The 15,364-nt window shown below is 63.7% G+C and carries 13 protein-coding genes; 7 read left to right on the forward strand and 6 right to left on the reverse strand.

Going from position 1 to position 15,364, the window contains the following annotated elements:
• Positions 1-56: 56 nt before the first annotated feature.
• From nirB to pcaQ, 3 genes are all read left to right on the forward strand, one after another.
• Complete coding sequence (nirB, locus tag ABIE20_RS21260) at positions 57-2,615, forward strand: nitrite reductase large subunit NirB (protein WP_429507132.1); 2,559 nt, start codon at positions 57-59, stop codon at positions 2,613-2,615.
• Positions 2,615-2,980 carry a nitrite reductase small subunit NirD gene (gene nirD / locus ABIE20_RS21265; protein WP_429507133.1) on the forward strand — a complete coding sequence of 122 codons (366 nt, stop codon included), beginning with the start codon at positions 2,615-2,617 and terminating at the stop codon, positions 2,978-2,980. Before nirB ends, nirD begins: the two co-directional genes overlap by 1 nt.
• 101 nt (positions 2,981-3,081) lie before the next feature.
• On the forward strand, positions 3,082-4,014 hold the full coding sequence (gene pcaQ, locus ABIE20_RS21270; protein ID WP_429507134.1) for a pca operon transcription factor PcaQ: 933 nt from the start codon (positions 3,082-3,084) through the stop codon (positions 4,012-4,014).
• Here the strand turns inward: pcaQ and ABIE20_RS21275 are convergent.
• From ABIE20_RS21275 to ABIE20_RS21290, 4 genes are read right to left on the reverse strand one after another with little or no spacing between them, the layout of a single operon-like run.
• Positions 4,005-5,354: a TolC family outer membrane protein gene (locus ABIE20_RS21275; protein WP_429507135.1), complete on the reverse strand. Its 1,350-nt coding sequence runs from the start codon at positions 5,352-5,354 to the stop codon at positions 4,005-4,007. The two genes, pcaQ and ABIE20_RS21275, sit on opposite strands and share 10 nt — an antisense overlap.
• Positions 5,318-6,892 carry a DHA2 family efflux MFS transporter permease subunit gene (locus tag ABIE20_RS21280; RefSeq protein ID WP_429507137.1) on the reverse strand — a complete coding sequence of 525 codons (1,575 nt, stop codon included), beginning with the start codon at positions 6,890-6,892 and terminating at the stop codon, positions 5,318-5,320. Before ABIE20_RS21280 ends, ABIE20_RS21275 begins: the two co-directional genes overlap by 37 nt.
• Positions 6,889-7,950 carry an HlyD family secretion protein gene (locus ABIE20_RS21285; RefSeq protein WP_429507138.1) on the reverse strand — a complete coding sequence of 354 codons (1,062 nt, stop codon included), beginning with the start codon at positions 7,948-7,950 and terminating at the stop codon, positions 6,889-6,891. The genes ABIE20_RS21280 and ABIE20_RS21285 overlap by 4 nt, the downstream gene beginning before the upstream one ends.
• Positions 7,951-8,001: 51 nt before the next feature.
• Positions 8,002-8,727, reverse strand: a complete 726-nt coding sequence (locus tag ABIE20_RS21290; RefSeq protein WP_429507140.1) for a helix-turn-helix domain-containing protein — start codon at positions 8,725-8,727, stop codon at positions 8,002-8,004.
• A 275-nt stretch (positions 8,728-9,002) separates the two neighbouring features.
• On the opposite strand from ABIE20_RS21290, the gene ABIE20_RS21295 reads away from it, so the two are divergent.
• The 4 genes from ABIE20_RS21295 (at position 9,003) to ABIE20_RS21310 (ending at position 11,256) form a co-directional block, all read left to right on the forward strand.
• Positions 9,003-9,731, forward strand: a complete 729-nt coding sequence (locus ABIE20_RS21295) for an FKBP-type peptidyl-prolyl cis-trans isomerase (RefSeq protein ID WP_429507141.1) — start codon at positions 9,003-9,005, stop codon at positions 9,729-9,731.
• Positions 9,732-10,010: 279 nt separating this feature from the next.
• The gene (locus ABIE20_RS21300; RefSeq protein ID WP_429507143.1) at positions 10,011-10,451 is read left to right on the forward strand and encodes a YkvA family protein; all 441 of its coding nucleotides are present in this window, start codon (positions 10,011-10,013) and stop codon (positions 10,449-10,451) included.
• A gap of 98 nt (positions 10,452-10,549) precedes the next feature.
• Positions 10,550-10,888 (forward strand): helix-turn-helix domain-containing protein, encoded by a 339-nt coding sequence (locus ABIE20_RS21305; RefSeq protein ID WP_429507145.1) that lies wholly within the window; start codon positions 10,550-10,552, stop codon positions 10,886-10,888.
• A complete protein-coding gene (locus tag ABIE20_RS21310) occupies positions 10,885-11,256 on the forward strand; it encodes a hypothetical protein (RefSeq protein WP_010224211.1) in 372 nt (123 codons plus the stop codon). Before ABIE20_RS21305 ends, ABIE20_RS21310 begins: the two co-directional genes overlap by 4 nt.
• On the opposite strand, the gene ABIE20_RS21315 is transcribed toward ABIE20_RS21310, so the two are convergent.
• Positions 11,232-13,010 (reverse strand): bifunctional diguanylate cyclase/phosphodiesterase, encoded by a 1,779-nt coding sequence (locus ABIE20_RS21315; RefSeq protein WP_429507147.1) that lies wholly within the window; start codon positions 13,008-13,010, stop codon positions 11,232-11,234. The two genes, ABIE20_RS21310 and ABIE20_RS21315, sit on opposite strands and share 25 nt — an antisense overlap.
• Positions 13,011-13,137: 127 nt before the next feature.
• Entirely contained in the window at positions 13,138-15,225 is a 2,088-nt protein-coding gene (locus tag ABIE20_RS21320; protein ID WP_429507148.1) for a carboxy terminal-processing peptidase, read from the reverse strand.
• Positions 15,226-15,364: the final 139 nt, after the last annotated feature.

Raw genomic sequence — 15,364 nt, forward strand, 5'->3', positions numbered from 1 at the left:
TCGGGGTTGGCCCCAGCAGCAAAGCCAGCGTGATTGGCCTTGAGTGAGGATCGGGTATGAATGGGTTTACCAGCATCGAAGCGCGGCAACAGCTGATCATCGTCGGCAACGGCATGGTCGGTCATCACTGCGTCGAGCAACTGATCGAACGCGGTGCCCTGGGCCGTTTCCAGGTGCGGGTGTTCGGCGAAGAACGCCAGCGCGCCTACGACCGCGTGCACCTGTCGGAATACTTCAGTGGCAGCGATGCCGAAACCCTGGCCCTGGGCGAGGCGGGCTTGTACGCCGGCCACGGCATTCACCTGCACCTGGGCGAGCCGGTGCTGGAGATCGATCGTGAGCGCTGCGAGGTGGTCACCGGCGCCGGGCGCTACCCTTACGATCAACTGGTGCTGGCCACCGGCTCCTATCCGTTCGTGCCGCCGATCGAAGGCTCGCAGGGGGCGGCGCGCCTGGTCTATCGCACCCTTGATGATCTCGATGCGATCCGCGTCGCGGCCGCCAGTGCTCGCCGTGGGGTGGTAGTCGGTGGCGGCCTGCTCGGTCTTGAGGCAGCCAATGCCTTGAAATCCCTCGGCCTGGAAGCCCACGTGGTGGAGTTCGCTCCGCGTCTGATGCCGGTGCAACTGGATGCCGAAGGCGGCGCCGCCTTGCGGGCGCAGATCGAAGCCCTGGGTGTCGGCGTGCACTTGTCGCGGGCGACTCAGGCCATCGTTGCCGGTGACGAGTACCGCTACCGGATGAACTTCGACGGCGGCGAGTTTCTGGAAACCGACCTGATCGTGTTCTCCGCCGGTATCCGCCCGCAGGATGCCCTGGGTCGCAGCAGCGGCCTGGATATCGCCCAGCGCGGCGGGGTGGTGATCGACAGTGGGTGCCGCAGCAGCGACCCGCGGATCTTTGCCATCGGCGAATGCGCGTCGTTGAACGGCAGCGTGTTCGGCCTGGTAGCGCCGGGCTATAGCATGGCGCGCACGGTGGCGGCGACGCTGGCCGGTGAAGACGCTGGCAGTTTTACCGGGGCCGACATGTCGACCAAGCTCAAGCTGCTCGGTGTCGATGTCGGCTCAATCGGCGACGCCCACGGCGCCACACCCGGGGCGCGCAGCTATCGCTTTATCGACGAAGCGGCGTCGGCCTATCGCCGCCTGGTGGTTGATGCCAGCGGCAAACGGGTGATCGGCGCGGTGCTGGTCGGCGACAACAGCTATTACGACACCCTGCTGCAGTACGTGCAGAACGGCATTGCCCTGCCCGCCGATCCGGCCGGGCTGATCCTGCCGCAGTCGGCCGGCGCGCCGGCACTGGGCGCCGATGCCTTGCCCGCCAGCGCGACCATTTGCTCCTGCCACAACGTCAGCAAGGGCGCGATCTGCGCTGCCATCGACAGTGGCTGCGGCGAGCTCGGCCAGCTCAAGCAGCAGACCAAGGCCTGTACCGGTTGCGGTGGGTGTGCGGCGTTGCTCAAGCAGGTCTTCGAGCATGAACTGATCGCCCGCGGCGTCAGCGTCGACAAGAGCCTGTGCGAACACTTCGCCTACACCCGCCAGGAGTTGTACGCGCTGGTGCGGGTTGAAGGCATCCTCAGTTTCGACGAGATGCTCGCCAAACATGGACGCGGGCACGTCGGCTGCGATATCTGCAAACCCACGGTCGGCTCGATCCTCGCCTCGTGCTGGAACCAGCCGATCATGGAACCATCGCTGGTGCCGCTGCAGGACACCAACGACACCTTCATGGCCAACATGCAGAAGAACGGCACCTATTCGGTGGTGCCGCGCATTCCCGGTGGCGAGATCACTCCCGAGAAGCTGATCGTCATCGGCGAAGTAGCGAAAAAATACGACCTCTACACCAAGATCACCGGCGGCCAGCGCATCGACCTGTTCGGCGCCCAGTTGCACGAATTGCCAGAGATCTGGGCTGAGCTGATTGCCGCAGGCTTCGAGACCGGTCACGCCTACGGCAAGTCGACGCGCACGGTGAAGTCCTGTGTCGGCAGCACCTGGTGCCGTTACGGCGTGCAGGACAGCGTGCAGATGGCCCTGACCCTGGAAGACCGCTACAAGGGCCTGCGCTCGCCGCACAAGCTCAAGTTCGCGGTGTCCGGCTGCACCCGTGAATGCGCCGAGGCGCAGAGCAAGGACATCGGCGTGATCGCCACCGAGAAGGGCTGGAACCTGTACATCTGCGGCAACGGCGGCATGCGCCCGCGGCATGCCGAACTGTTCGCCACCGACCTGGACGACGCCAGCCTGATCCGCACCATCGACCGCGTGCTGATGTTCTACATCCGCACCGCCGACAAACTGCAGCGCACCTCGGTGTGGCGCGAGAGCCTGGAGGGCGGGCTGGACTACCTCAAGCAGGTGATCCTCGACGACAGCCTGGGCCTGGGTGCTGAGCTCGAAGCGCAGATGCAGCTGGTGGTCGAGCGCTACGAGTGCGAGTGGGCCAATGCGCTGAAGGATCCGGACAAGCTCAAGCGCTTCCGTACCTTCGTCAACGATCAGCGCCCGGACCCGGGTGTGCACTTTGTCCGCGAACGCGGCCAGCGCCGGCCTGTCGGCGCCGGCGAACTTCACTTGATCCCGACCACCGAGGAGGTGCTTTGATGAGCCAGTCCAACGCAGCGAAAATTGTTCAGGCGCACCACTGGCAGCGGGTTTGCAGCCGTGCCGACCTGGTCGCCCAGTCCGGGGTGGTGGTGTGGTTCGAGGGGCGCCAGGTGGCGCTGTTTTACCTGCCGGGGCAGGCCACGCCGGTGTTTGCCGTGGACAACCATGACCCCAGGTCCGGGGCCAATGTGATTGGTCGCGGATTGATTGGCGAACTCAAGGGCGAACTGGTAGTAGCGGCGCCGTTGTACAAGCAGCATTTCTGCTTGCGTGACGGGCGTTGCCTGGAGGATCCGCAGCAGGCGTTGCAGGTGTGGCCGGTGCGCATCAGTGGCGAGCAGGTAGAACTGGGCCGCTGTTGATGGCCTCATCGCTGGCAAGCCTGCTCCTGTGGGAGCCGGCCTTGCCGGCGATCGACCGCAAAGCGGTCGCAGTCCGGGCCGAGCCCCGATAAACTCCGGGGATGAACCTCGACACCCGGATCAAATTCCGCCACCTGCTGTGCTTTCTCGAAATCGCCCGCCAGGGCAGTTTCGCCAAGGCCGCCGACGCTATGGCGATCAGTCAGCCGGCAATTTCCAAGACCCTCAAGGAGCTTGAAGCGCTGCTTGAAACGCGGCTGTTCGAGCGCAGCAAGCAGGGCGTCGAGCTGACCCCGGCCGGGGTGCGTTTCATGCGCTACGCCGGCCCCAGCGTGCAGGCCCTGCGCGAAGGCGTCAGCACCCTGCGCGGCGAAGAACACGCGCCACCGCAGGTGCGGGTCGGCGTGCTGTCGACCGTCGAGAGCCTGCTGATGCCCGAAGTGCTGTGCCGCCTGCACCAGCGTCATGAGGCCCTGGTAGTCAGCGTTGCCACCGGTCCCAGCGCGCACCTGCTGGGGCAGTTGCACGTCGGTGAGCTGGACCTGGTGATCGGGCGCATGACCGACAGCCCGCAGATCCAGGGGCTGATGTTCGAGCACCTGTACAGCGAGTCGATGTCGCTGGTGGTGCGCCCAGGCCATCCTTTGCTCGGCCGCCAGCCGCTCGAGCGCAGCCAGGTCGGACGCTATCCGCTGGTGTTGCCGCTGGCCGGCACGACCATCCGCAAGCACGCCGACAGCCTGTTCGTGCAGTGCGCCATCGAGCAACCCGCGCAGCGCCTGGAAACCCTGTCGCCGGCCCTCAGCCGCCGATATGTACAAGGCAGCGATGCGGTCTGGGTGGCACCGCGCGATGCCGTGCGCGTCGATCTCAGCCGTGGCGAGCTGTGCGAGCTGGACCTGGGTGTCAGCGAGCCGGGCGGCTCGGTCGGCATCTGCAGCAATGCCGCCTTGCCCCAGGCCTTGCCGGTGCAATGGCTGTGCGAGGTTTTGCGCGAAGTGGCGGCGCAGTACCGCGACGGCCACTACCCTTGAGTGCCCGCTGACAACAGCGCGTTGATTTCTTGCAGGCCGGCATCGCCGAGGCTGCCGTTGGCGGCCAGCAGCTTGAGCTGGGCCAGCACGATTGAATAACGCTGTTCGGCCAGTTGCTGCTCGGTTTGGGTCAGTTGCTGTTCGGCATCCAGCACATCGGCACTGATCCGCGCACCGGCTTCGAAGGCGCGGGTGGTCGAGGCCAGGTTGGTCTGGCTCGAGCGCAGCGCCTGCTGCAGCGCCGCGTACTGGCTGATGCCGCTGGTCAGGCTCAGGTAGGCCTGGCGCGCCATCAGGCCGGCCTCGCGGCGGGCGTCTTCGACTTCATCCAGGGCCACACCGTGCAGGGCGCGGGCCTCGCGACTGCGGCTGGTAGTGCCGCCACCGGCGTACAACGGCAGGCTGACCTGCACACCGACCACGGTCTGGGTGTATTTTTCTTCCGGCAGGGTGACGTCGTACAGGCTGCCGCCCACCGAGGCGAAGCGCCCGTGAGCGGCCACCAGGTCGACCGTGGGCAAATGCCCGGCCTGTTGCTTGTCGATCTCCTTTTCTGCCACCAGGCGCTTGATCTGCGCCGCCTGGACCTTGAGGTTGTGCTGCTGCGCCTGCTCGGCCCAGGTGCCGATCAACGCCGGTTGCGGCCCCTGAAAACGCACCTGCGGGTCGAGCCGGGCCAGGGACGCGGGCACGCTGCCGGTCAACTGCGCCAGGGTTTCCTGGTGCATTTGCACAGCACTGTGCGCGGCCATCTGCCTGGCATACGCCAGGTCGTAGCGGGCCTGGATGCGTTGCACCTCGCTTACGGTACCGGATCCAGCCTGGTAGAAGCGTTCAGCCTTGCCGCGTTGCTCCTGCAGGGTGCGCACCTGCTGGCGGCTGGTGCTGAGCAGGTCTTCGGCCAGCAGCAGGTCAAAGTAGGCGTCGGCGACCCGCAGCATCAGGTCCTGGCGAGCGGCCTGCAGGTTGATTTCCCCGGCCAGCACCAGCGCCTTGCTCTGGTCATGGCCGATCACGTTCTGCCAGCGCAGCAATGGCTGGATCAGCACCAGTGCGTAGGCATTGGAGTTGTCACGATTGCGTGTCGCCGCACCGCTGTCGTCACGGTCGACCCAAGCGGCGCCCCCTTCAAGTGACAGGTTGGGCAACAGCAGGGCGCGGCCCTGGGGTTGTTTTTCGTTGCTGGCACGTTGCTGTTCGATGGCCGCGGCGTATTTCATGTCATGGGCCAGGGCTTTTTGATAGAGCTGGTAGAGGTCATCAGCGCGGGCCTGCTGGCTGCTGCCAAGCAGTGCCAGGGCTATCAGGCCTGCGCGGATTCGCGAGCGTTGTTCGAGCACGGCAAGGCTTCCTGTTCGGGTTGAGCGATTCGTTTGGGGTTGCGCATCAGCAGGACCATCGGCACACCGATCAGCATGACTGCGCCGAGCAGGCCGAAAAGCATGCTGAAGCCGAGCATCTGTGCCTGTTCACGGGTATTGGCCAGGACCAGCAGGGCTTGCGCCTGGGCCGGGTCGCTGGTGCCCAGCGAAAGCACGCGCGGGTCGTAGCGGGCAACATCCCAGCCGCTGGCGATGATGCTCGACTCGGTGACGTGCTCGGACAATTGCCGGTAGCGCGCCCAGGAAAAGCGCGTCAGCAAGGTCGCGGCAATGGCGATGCCGACGCTGCCACCGAGCTGGCGCATGAGGTTGAGCACCCCCGAGCCGACCGAGATCAACTGTGCAGGCAGTTGGCGCATCGCCAGGTTGGTGAGTGGAACGAAAATCATGCCCAGGCCAAGCCCGCGGATGATCAGCGGCCAGTACAGGGTGTCGGGGCTGCTTTGCAGGGTGAACTGGGTGTGCAGGTACATCGCATAGCCGTAGATGAGGATGCCGATGCTGACGAACAGCCGTTCATCGATCTTGTTTTCCTGGGACAGTTTGCCGATCACCAGGGTGCTCACGGCGCTGGCCAGGGCGCCGGGAAAGATCACCATGCCGCTCTGGTAGGCGCTCTGCTCAAGCAGCGTCTGCAGCAGCAATGGCACCATGAACAGCGTGCTGTACAGGCCGAAGCCGACGCAAAAAGCACAGATCGAGCCCATGAGGAACTCGCGGTTGCGAAACAGCCCCATATTGACGATCGGCGTGGCCACGCGCTGCTCCCACCAGAAAAACGCCAACAGGCCGAAGCTGCCCAGTAGCAGGCAGGCGATGGTCAGGTCCGATTCCAGCCAGTCCCAGTGTTCGCCACGCTCGAGCATGATCTGCAGGCTGCCGACGCCCAGGGCGAGCAGGGCGAAGCCGATGTAGTCGATGCTTTGCGGGCGTTTCTCGTTGACCGAGTCATACACGCAGAGCCACGCCAGAAGGATCGCCACAGCGCCGATCGGCAGGTTGATCAGAAAGATCCAGTGCCAGGAGAATTCATCAATCAGGTAACCGCCCACCGAGGGCCCCAGAGTCGGTCCCATCATTACCCCGACCCCGTACAGGGCCAGGCCAGCGCTGACCTTTTCCTTGGGGAACACGTCGTAGATGATCGCCTGGGAGATACCCAGCAAGCCACCGCCGGCCAGGCCCTGGATAATCCGCAAGGCCACCAGTTGCCAGAGTTCGGTGGACATCGCGCAGCCCAGCGAGGCGAGTACGAACAGGATCGAGGAAACCAGGTAGTAGTTGCGCCGGCCGAACCAGGCCGACAGCCAGCCACTGGCCGGGAGGATGACCACGTTGGCGACGATGTAGCCGGTCGAGACCCAGGAGATTTCATCCACCGAGGCGCCGAAGCTGCCCATCAGGCTGGGAATGGCAACGTTGACGATGGTGACGTCGAGCAGTTCCATCATCGAGATCAGGGTCACGCTGAAGGCCACCAGCCAGGGCGATTTCATAAGCGTTGCCCATCACGGGTATCGACTTCGACCAAGGCGCTCATGCCCTGGCTGATGGCGGCCTGGTAAGGCAGCGCAAGCGGCTCAAGTTCGATCCGCGCTTGCAGGCGCTGGACCACCTTGGTGAAGTTGCCGCTGGCGTTTTCCTGCGGTAGCAACGAGAAGCGTGCCCCTGTGGCCGGTACCAGGCTCTGCACCCGGCCGCGCAATACCCTGTCGGGGAAGGCGTCGAGTGTGACGCGCGCTGGCTGGCCAACCCGGACCCGGCTGATCTGGGTCTCCTTGAAGTTGGCCACTATCCACAAATGATCGGTGGCGACCAGGCTCAGCAACTTTTGCCCGGCCACCACGAACTGCCCGGGTTCGACATGCTTGTCGGCGACGATACCGGCCTGCGGCGCGCGGTGACGGGTGTCTTGCAAGCGAATCTGTGCCAGTTCCAGGTCGGCCCGGGCGGCATCGATTCGATAGCTTTCCAGCTTCAGCGCAGCCTGTTGCGCCAGGCTGCCCTGCGCCGCGGCCTGGGCGTTGTTGCGCGCACCCTGCAACTGGTGGCCGAGGGCATCGAACTGCGCCTTGGCCGCTTCCAGGTCCTGGTTGCTGAGGACGCCTTGGGCGGCCAGGCGTCGGGCGCGCTGGAAGCCGCTACGGGCCTGCTCAAGCCCGGCAGAGAGCTGGCCGATGGTTGCGGTGGCGGCCTGGCTGTTGGCCGCCGCGCTGCGCGCCTGGCTATCAAGCAATCCGGGCGTGCCTTGGCTGCCGGTGGCCGCATGCAACCTGTTCAATGCTGCCTGGGCCTTGTCTCGTTGTTGCAGGTATTCATCATCGCGCAGCTGCAGCAACAGGTCGCCGCTGGCTACCCGGCCGTTGTGTTGCACCGGCACGTGCACAACGATGCCCGAAAGCCTGGCGCGGATCGGCACGATGATGCCCTCGACCTCGGCGTTATCGGTGCTGACGTATTGCAGTTTGTACTGCCAGCGTTGCCAGCCGAGCAGCATCAGGCTGCCGATTACTGCGGTACAGACCACTAGCTTCAGGTAGGTAGGCTTGCCCATGAACTGCGCCTCTAGTCATCAAGAAGGGCAGAGCTTGGCGTGTGCAGCAGGTCAGGTATTGAACGAATCGCTCGTGCGCATCAGCACGCCAGCCGCTTGCGCCGGAGACAGGCCGAGCATGCGCCGCATCATCCGGCTCAGGTGCGCCTGGTCGGCAAAGCCGCCATCCAGGGCCGCTTCGCTCAAGCTATGGCCGGCTGCCAGGGCGTGTGCGGCGCGCTCCAGCTTGCGCCAGATGATCCACTGCGACAGCGGCACGCCCATGTCGCGCGTGGCCACGTGACGCAGGCGCGGGCTGGACAGCCCGACCGCTTCGGCTGCGCGGCCGACCGCGCCGCTGCCGTCGCAGTCTTCGCGCAACAAGGACAGGGCGCAGGCCAGGCGTGGGTCGAACTCCGCTGGGCTGCCGACGATGCGGTTCAGTGCCGCAACAGTTTGTTCGGTGCTGCGCTGCAGGGCAAAGCAGTCGACGATGGCCTGGCTGGCCAGGGCGCTGCCATTGAGTGGCAACTGTGCGTTGAGTGCGCGCCCCAGGGGCGATTCCGGGTAGATGAACAGAAACGCCAGCGGCTGCGGCTGTTGCACCGAGCGGTGTTTGACGAAAGGCCCGATGATGACGCCAGCGCCTTCTAGGCTGTGCTGTTCGAAATCGACCCGCACCGGGCCGCGAATCCCGATGCAAAGCTGGATGGCTACATGGCTGTGGGCCGATGAGTCCTCACTGTGCCCCACATAGCCGAACCAGTAGTCGCTGAAGGTGACCCTGCCGTCCCACATTGCTGCCGTCCTTGCCGCTGCTGCGCTGCCCGGGATGATAACCGCCCGCTGCACGGCATCGATACAAACTGCTACAAAACCTCAGCGGCGAATTTGCCCAACTGCCGGGTCCCGTCAATACTGGCCACTGGCTGCAGCCGAGGATGAAGAAGGTTTAATCTGGCTGAACTTATCCGGGTTTTCTTGCTCTCATGCCGGTAGCCATTGGTCGTGGCCGCCTGATAAGCTCGCGGCTTTACTCGATTGCCCTATTGGCGCATGAACAAGGAAATAGCATGAAACAGCATCGGTTGGCGGCTGCGGTTGCCCTGGTTAGCCTGGTACTGGCGGGTTGCGATTCGCAGACCAGCGTCGAGCTGAAGACTCCGGCACAGAAAGCCTCCTACGGTATTGGCCTGAACATGGGCAAAAGCCTGGCTCAGGAAGGCATGGACGACCTTGATTCGAAAGCTGTTGCTCAAGGTATCGAAGACGCCGTTGGCAAGAAAGAACAGAAGATCAAGGACGAAGAGCTGGTTGAAGCCTTCTCGGCCTTGCAGAAGCGCGCTGAAGAGCGCCTGGTAAAAATGAGCGAAGAGTCGGCTGCCGCCGGCAAGAAGTTCCTTGAAGAAAACGGCAAGAAGGCCGGCGTGGTCACCACCGCCTCGGGCCTGCAGTACGAAGTCATCAAGAAGGCCGACGGCGCTCAGCCGAAGCCGACTGACGTGGTCACCGTCCACTACGAAGGCAAGCTGATCGACGGCAAGGTCTTCGACAGCTCTGTCGAGCGTGGCAGCCCGATCGACCTGCCGGTCAGCGGCGTGATCCCGGGTTGGGTCGAAGGTCTGCAACTGATGCACGTTGGCGAGAAGTACAAGCTGTACATCCCGTCGGACCTGGCTTACGGCGCCCAGAGCCCGAGCCCGATGATCCCGGCCAACTCGGTGCTGGTGTTCGATCTGGAACTGATCGCCATCAAAGACCCGGCCAAGGCTGAAGAGCCTGCCGATCCTGCTGCCGAGTAAGGCCAGCTGATACCTGCAACGCCCCGTCTCGACGGGGCGTTGTCGTTTCTGGGTTTTACCGAACCCAGAGGGCCATGCACGGTCTTAGTCACTGCAACTGTGATGAATCAGGGCGCAGCGGGCAAAACGTTTGCGCGATTGAAACAGGTGTGTAAAAAACGCCCGATTTAACCCGGACCCTTGCCGGGCGGGCGCCTTGAGCCTGAAACTGAGCTCTGTTCACAAGGTTATCCACAATTATTGTGGATAACCTTCCTAGGCACTGGCCCTGGAGGCCGTATGAAAGCACCGTGGAATTTCGCCCGATTTCTGCCCCTGGCCGAGCGTCTGCTCAGCCGCGGGCGTTTGCCGGCGCTGATTTTTGCCGTGGCGCGCAAAGGTCCGCGGCTGGGTAAGTTGCGCGAGGACGTGCGCCTGATGCAGGCCCTGTGCCTGGCCTGGTGGCGCGGCGAGTACCGGGCGATCAGCCCCAAGGCGCTGATCACCGTGGTAGCGGGGCTGCTGTACTTTGTCAGCCCACTGGATGCGATTCCCGACTGGCTGTTGGGCGTCGGCATGCTCGATGACATCGCCGTGCTGGCCTGGGTGATGAAAGCCGTGTCCGATGAACTGGCCGCATTCAGCGCCTGGCGCAAGCGCCAGGCACCGGAAAAACTGCGGGTGGTCGAACGCCTGCCAGACACCCCCGAAGCCCTGCGCCTGGAACAGGAAAAAAGCTGATCACATCGCGACCCTGCACACCCTTGTTGGCTGGTAATATAATTGGCATAAGGATTATGCCTACCGATTACATATCGTAATCCTACAAGGGGGTTGTAATGGGTATTCAGGTCATCAGCCGAGACGGTCAACCCGAGTACGCGGTTGTTCCCTGGGAGCAGTATCAGGCGCTGCTTAAAGCCGCCGGGCAAGGCGAGCCGGTTGCCGCCGCAAGCACAGCCTCCAGCGCCACAGACAGCGCCAGCTTGCCGAATTTCAGCGAGCTGGCGCGTTTGCGTGAGGGCAAGGGCCTGGCGCCGGAGCAGTTGGCGCGCAGCGTTGGCATCAGCCCGGTGTACCTGGCGCTGATCGAAAGCGGTGAACGCCAGCCGGATGCCGCGATTCGCCGCAGCCTGGCCTGGGAGCTGGGTGTGGCTGGCTGGAGCGAGCCGTCGTGAGCGTGCGCATCAGCCGCCAGCACTGGGAAGGCCTGCTCGGCGAGCTGGATGTTGCCCGCCGTCAACGCCACCTGCTGACCTACCGGGCCTTGCTCGAGCGACTGCAGTTACCCAGCCCGGCCATGCAAACGCTGACCGCGGCGCTGGAGCACCTGGCGGCGCTCGATGCCCGCGCCGAGCAACCCCTGCGCAGCTCCCTGGTGATCAGCCAGGGCGCCAGCCGCTTGCCACGCACCGGGTTCTTCGAATGCGTCGAGCGCCTGGGGCGCTTCTCCGGGCCCTCCGATGGCATGGCCGCGGCCTCCTGGCACGCCTCGGAAGTGGTGCGGGTGTTCGAGTACAGCTACCCCGAACACGAAGAAGCCTGAGCACCAGGCGCGGTATCGATCAGGTACAGGCTGTGCCCAGGCACATCCTTGGCCTGGTGCTTGGCCTGCGAGGCCAGCTCGGCCAATTGCCCGGCATCGAGCCCGGCACAGGCCTGTGGGTGCAACTGCACCACGCCGATCGACAGTGACAGCAGGGCAAACTCCTGGCGCCGACCCTGACGGTCGGTGGCAACGAAGCACCCGGCCTGCAGGTGCTCGGCCCGGTAGAAGCGCCGGCACTGCTTGTGAAAGTCCTCCAGCAACAACTGCAAGCGTTGTTGCCAATCATCTGAGCCGAGCACCAGCATGAAATCGTCGCCGCCGATATGGCCGACGAAATCGCGGCTGGGGTCGACCCTTTCGCCCAGGCATTGGGCCAGGCACAGCAGGACCTCATCGCCACGGGCATAGCCGTAGATATCGTTGAATGGCTTGAAGCTGTCGATATCGACGTAGCAGATCGCCGCCGGGCGTTGCTGTTGCAGCAGGCGGGTCAGGCACTGCTGGATCGGCACGTTGCCCGGCAGCAGGGTCAGCGGGTTGGCATAACGGGCTTGCTGGATCTTCTGCTCGGTGATCAGCTTGAGCACGTCGATTACGCGCCCCAGGCCCAGGTAGCGGCCGTTGTGGGTAATGATGAAATCTTCCTCGATGCGCTGGCGGGCGCGGCTGGTGAGCAGGCGGCTGACCTGTTGCAGCGATTGGCCCAGATCCACGGCGAGAAAGTCATCGCTCATCAAGCGGCTGATCGGCTTGCGCGCGAACAGGTCGGTGGCAAACGGCTTGAGCAGCGCGTCGGAGAGCGAATGGCGATGAACGATGCCGCACGGCTGCCCATGCGCGTCGAGCACCGCCAGGGAATTGAGGTTGGCCTGGCTGCGAAACAGTTCCAGCACCTGCGGGGTGGGCGCCTCGCGGTTCACTGCCGGCTGCTCGATCAGCAGCGCGGCGAGGTTGCCGCTGTCTTCATTGAGGCTCTGCAGCGCCTGTACCGGCTGCCCGAGCATGCTTTGCACATCGCGCGCCGCCTGTTCCTGCGGGCGGCCCAGCAGGTAGCCCTGGACCAGGTCGACGCCCATCTCGGTGAGCACCTTGAGCTCTTCGGCCAGCTCGATGCCTTCGGCGATGACCTGGGCACGCGAGGCCCGGGCGATCTGCAGGATCGAACCGACGAACTCGCGCTTGACCGCATCCAGGTGAATGCCGTCGATGAAGTGGCGGTCGATCTTGACGTAGTCCGGGCGCAGCTCCGACCACAGGCGCAGGCTCGAGTAACCGGCACCCAGGTCATCCAGGGCGATGGAAAAACCCATGTCGCGGTAGTGGTGCAGGGCGTTGAACAGCAGCTGGAAGTCGTCGGTCGGGGTCTGTTCGGTGAGCTCGATCACCACCCGGCTGGGCGGTACGCCAAGCTCGTGAAGCATCTTCAGGGTGCGCCCGGACTGGTACTGCGGTTCGAGCAGGGACTCGGGCGAGACGTTGAGGAACAGCTTGCCTTCAAGATTCTGCTGGCTGAAGCGCCGGCAGGCGCTCTCGCGGCAGGCCACTTCCAGCTCGGTCAGGCGCCCGGCCTGGCGGGCCACGGCGAACAGGTTGATCGGCGAGTGCAGCGGGCTGTTGGACGGGCCGCGGCTCAGTGCTTCGTAGCCGAGGATGCGCCGTTCGGAAAGGCAGATAATGGGTTGGAACAGGCTGTGCAAGCCGCTTTGAGCCAGGATGGTGCTCAACGCGCTGAGCTGTTCGTTGATGGTCATGGCAGGCCTACCTAGAAAAAAGGGACGGAGCACCCGCGGCGCTCAGTCCCTTATTTCACGACAGTCTGATGACTATTTGATGACGCAATGAAGCGCGGTCACATTATTTTGCCATCACCGTTTTACTTTACGGGTTATTGCGCGCCACCTGCGAATTCAGCCCCAGGTAGTCCAGCAGGATCAGCCCGGACTCCTTCAGGTAGGCGTCGTCTTCCGGCTTGGTATCGTCCGGCTCGACCGGCAGGGCGTCTTCGTCTTCCTTCTTCAGTTCCTTGAGCGGTTCTTCGCCCTTGGCCTTGCGTCGGGTGTTCTCCAGCGCCAGCTGCTTGCTTTCGATGTCGGCGTGCTGGGCGCGGCGTTCGGCTTCGTTGAGGCTGACGGTTTTCTCGTTCATCAGCTTCTGGGTCAGGGCCAGGCGGTCGCGGATATAGACGAACTCCGGATCCTTGGCCGTACGGCTGTCGTGACGGGCCTTGAGCTGGGCCAGGAACGGCTTGAACGGGTCGACCGCAGGCTTGATCGCCGGGCGGATGGTGTCCCACGGCATGGCTTCGGGCAGGGCGCTTTCACCGATTTCCTTGGTGTCGATGATCGACGGGTAATCGATGTCCGGCAGCACGCCCTGGTGCTGGGTGCTCTGCCCGGAAACCCGGTAGAACTTGGCCAGGGTCAGTTTCAGCTCGCCATGGTTGAGCGGCTGGATGGTCTGCACCGTGCCCTTGCCGAAGGTCTGCCCGCCGAGGATCAGCGCGCGGTGATAGTCCTGCATGGCACCGGCGAAAATCTCCGAAGCCGAGGCCGACAGGCGGTTGACCACCAGCGCCAGCGGGCCTTTGTAGAAGGCGCCGTTGTTTTCGTCTTCAAGCACGTCGACGCGGCCGTCGCTGTTGCGCACCAGCACCGTCGGGCCCTTGTCGATGAACAGGCTGGTCAGCTCGGTGGCTTCCTGCAGCGAGCCGCCGCCGTTGTTGCGCAGGTCGATGACCACGCCGTCGACTTTTTCCTTCTGCAGTTCGGTCAGCAGCTTTTTAACGTCGCGGGTGGTGCTCTTGTACTCCGGATCGCCGGCCCGGAAGGCCTTGAAGTCGAGGTAGAAGGCCGGGATCTCGATGATCCCGAGCTTGTAGTCACGGCCGTCCTGCTTGAGCTTGAGCACCGATTTTTTCGCCGCCTGCTCTTCGAGTTTTACCGCTTCACGGGTGATCGGCACGATCTTGGTGGTCTGGTCGTTAGGGGCGTTGCTGGCCGGGATGATTTCCAGGCGCACCACCGAACCTTTCGGCCCGCGGATCAGCTTGACCACTTCATCCAGGCGCCAGCCGATCACGTCGACCATTTCCTTGTTGCCCTGGGCCACGCCGATGATCTTGTCGGCCGGAGCGACCAGCTTGGTCTTGGCGGCAGGGCCGGCCGGGACCAAGCGCACGATCTTGACCTGGTCGTTGTCGCTTTGCAGCACGGCACCGATACCTTCGAGCGACAGGCTCATGTTGATATCGAAGTTTTCCGCGTTGTCGGGCGACAGGTAGTTGGTGTGCGGGTCGTAGGATTGGGCGAAGGTGTTGATATAGGCCTGGAAGATGTCTTCGGCGCGGGTCTGGTCCAGGCGCGTGAGCTGGTTCTTGTAGCGCTTGGTCAGCAGTTCCTGGATCGCCTTGGGCTCTTTGCCGGCGATCTTCAGGCGCAGCACTTCATCCTTGACGCGTTTGCGCCAGAGGTCGTCGAGCTCGGCCTGGTTCTTCATCCACGGCGCGTCCTTGCGATCGATCAGCAAGGTCTCTTTGGTGGTGAAGTCGAAGTTGTCGACGCCCTTGCTCAGCTCGGCCAGGGCGAAGTCCAGGCGCGATTTGACCCGGTCCAGGTAGCGTTTGTAGATGGTGAAGCCGGGGTCGAGATTGCCGCTTTTGAGGAAATCGTCGAACTGGGTCTTCCACTTGTCGAACTCGGCAATGTCGCTGGCGGTGAAGTAGCTGCGCGCAGGATCGAGGAGTTTGAGGTAGCTGTCGTAGATGATCACCGAGCGCGCATCGTTGAGCGGCGGCTTGCTGTAGTGGTGGCGCTTGAGCAGCTCGACCACGTTGAGGCTGGCGACCACTTCATCGCGGTCGGGCTGGAGCTTATCCCAGCTGTTGGCGGCCCATGCACTGCCCGCCAATGGCAGACTGCCCAGACCGATCAACAGGGCGAGGGTGGTGCTTGGCAGAAAATGCTTCATGCTGATTCGACGTAGGGACAATTGATCACGCATATTAGGCCGTCTTTGAATTCGCCGGTTCCATGAAAACCGGACGCATAATGCAAAAAGCCCGGGGCTACAGCTCCCGGGCTCAGTCATGACTCAACTATGGAGGCAC

The organism is Pseudomonas sp. 2835, assembly GCF_050435905.1.
GTDB lineage: Bacteria > Pseudomonadota > Gammaproteobacteria > Pseudomonadales > Pseudomonadaceae > Aquipseudomonas.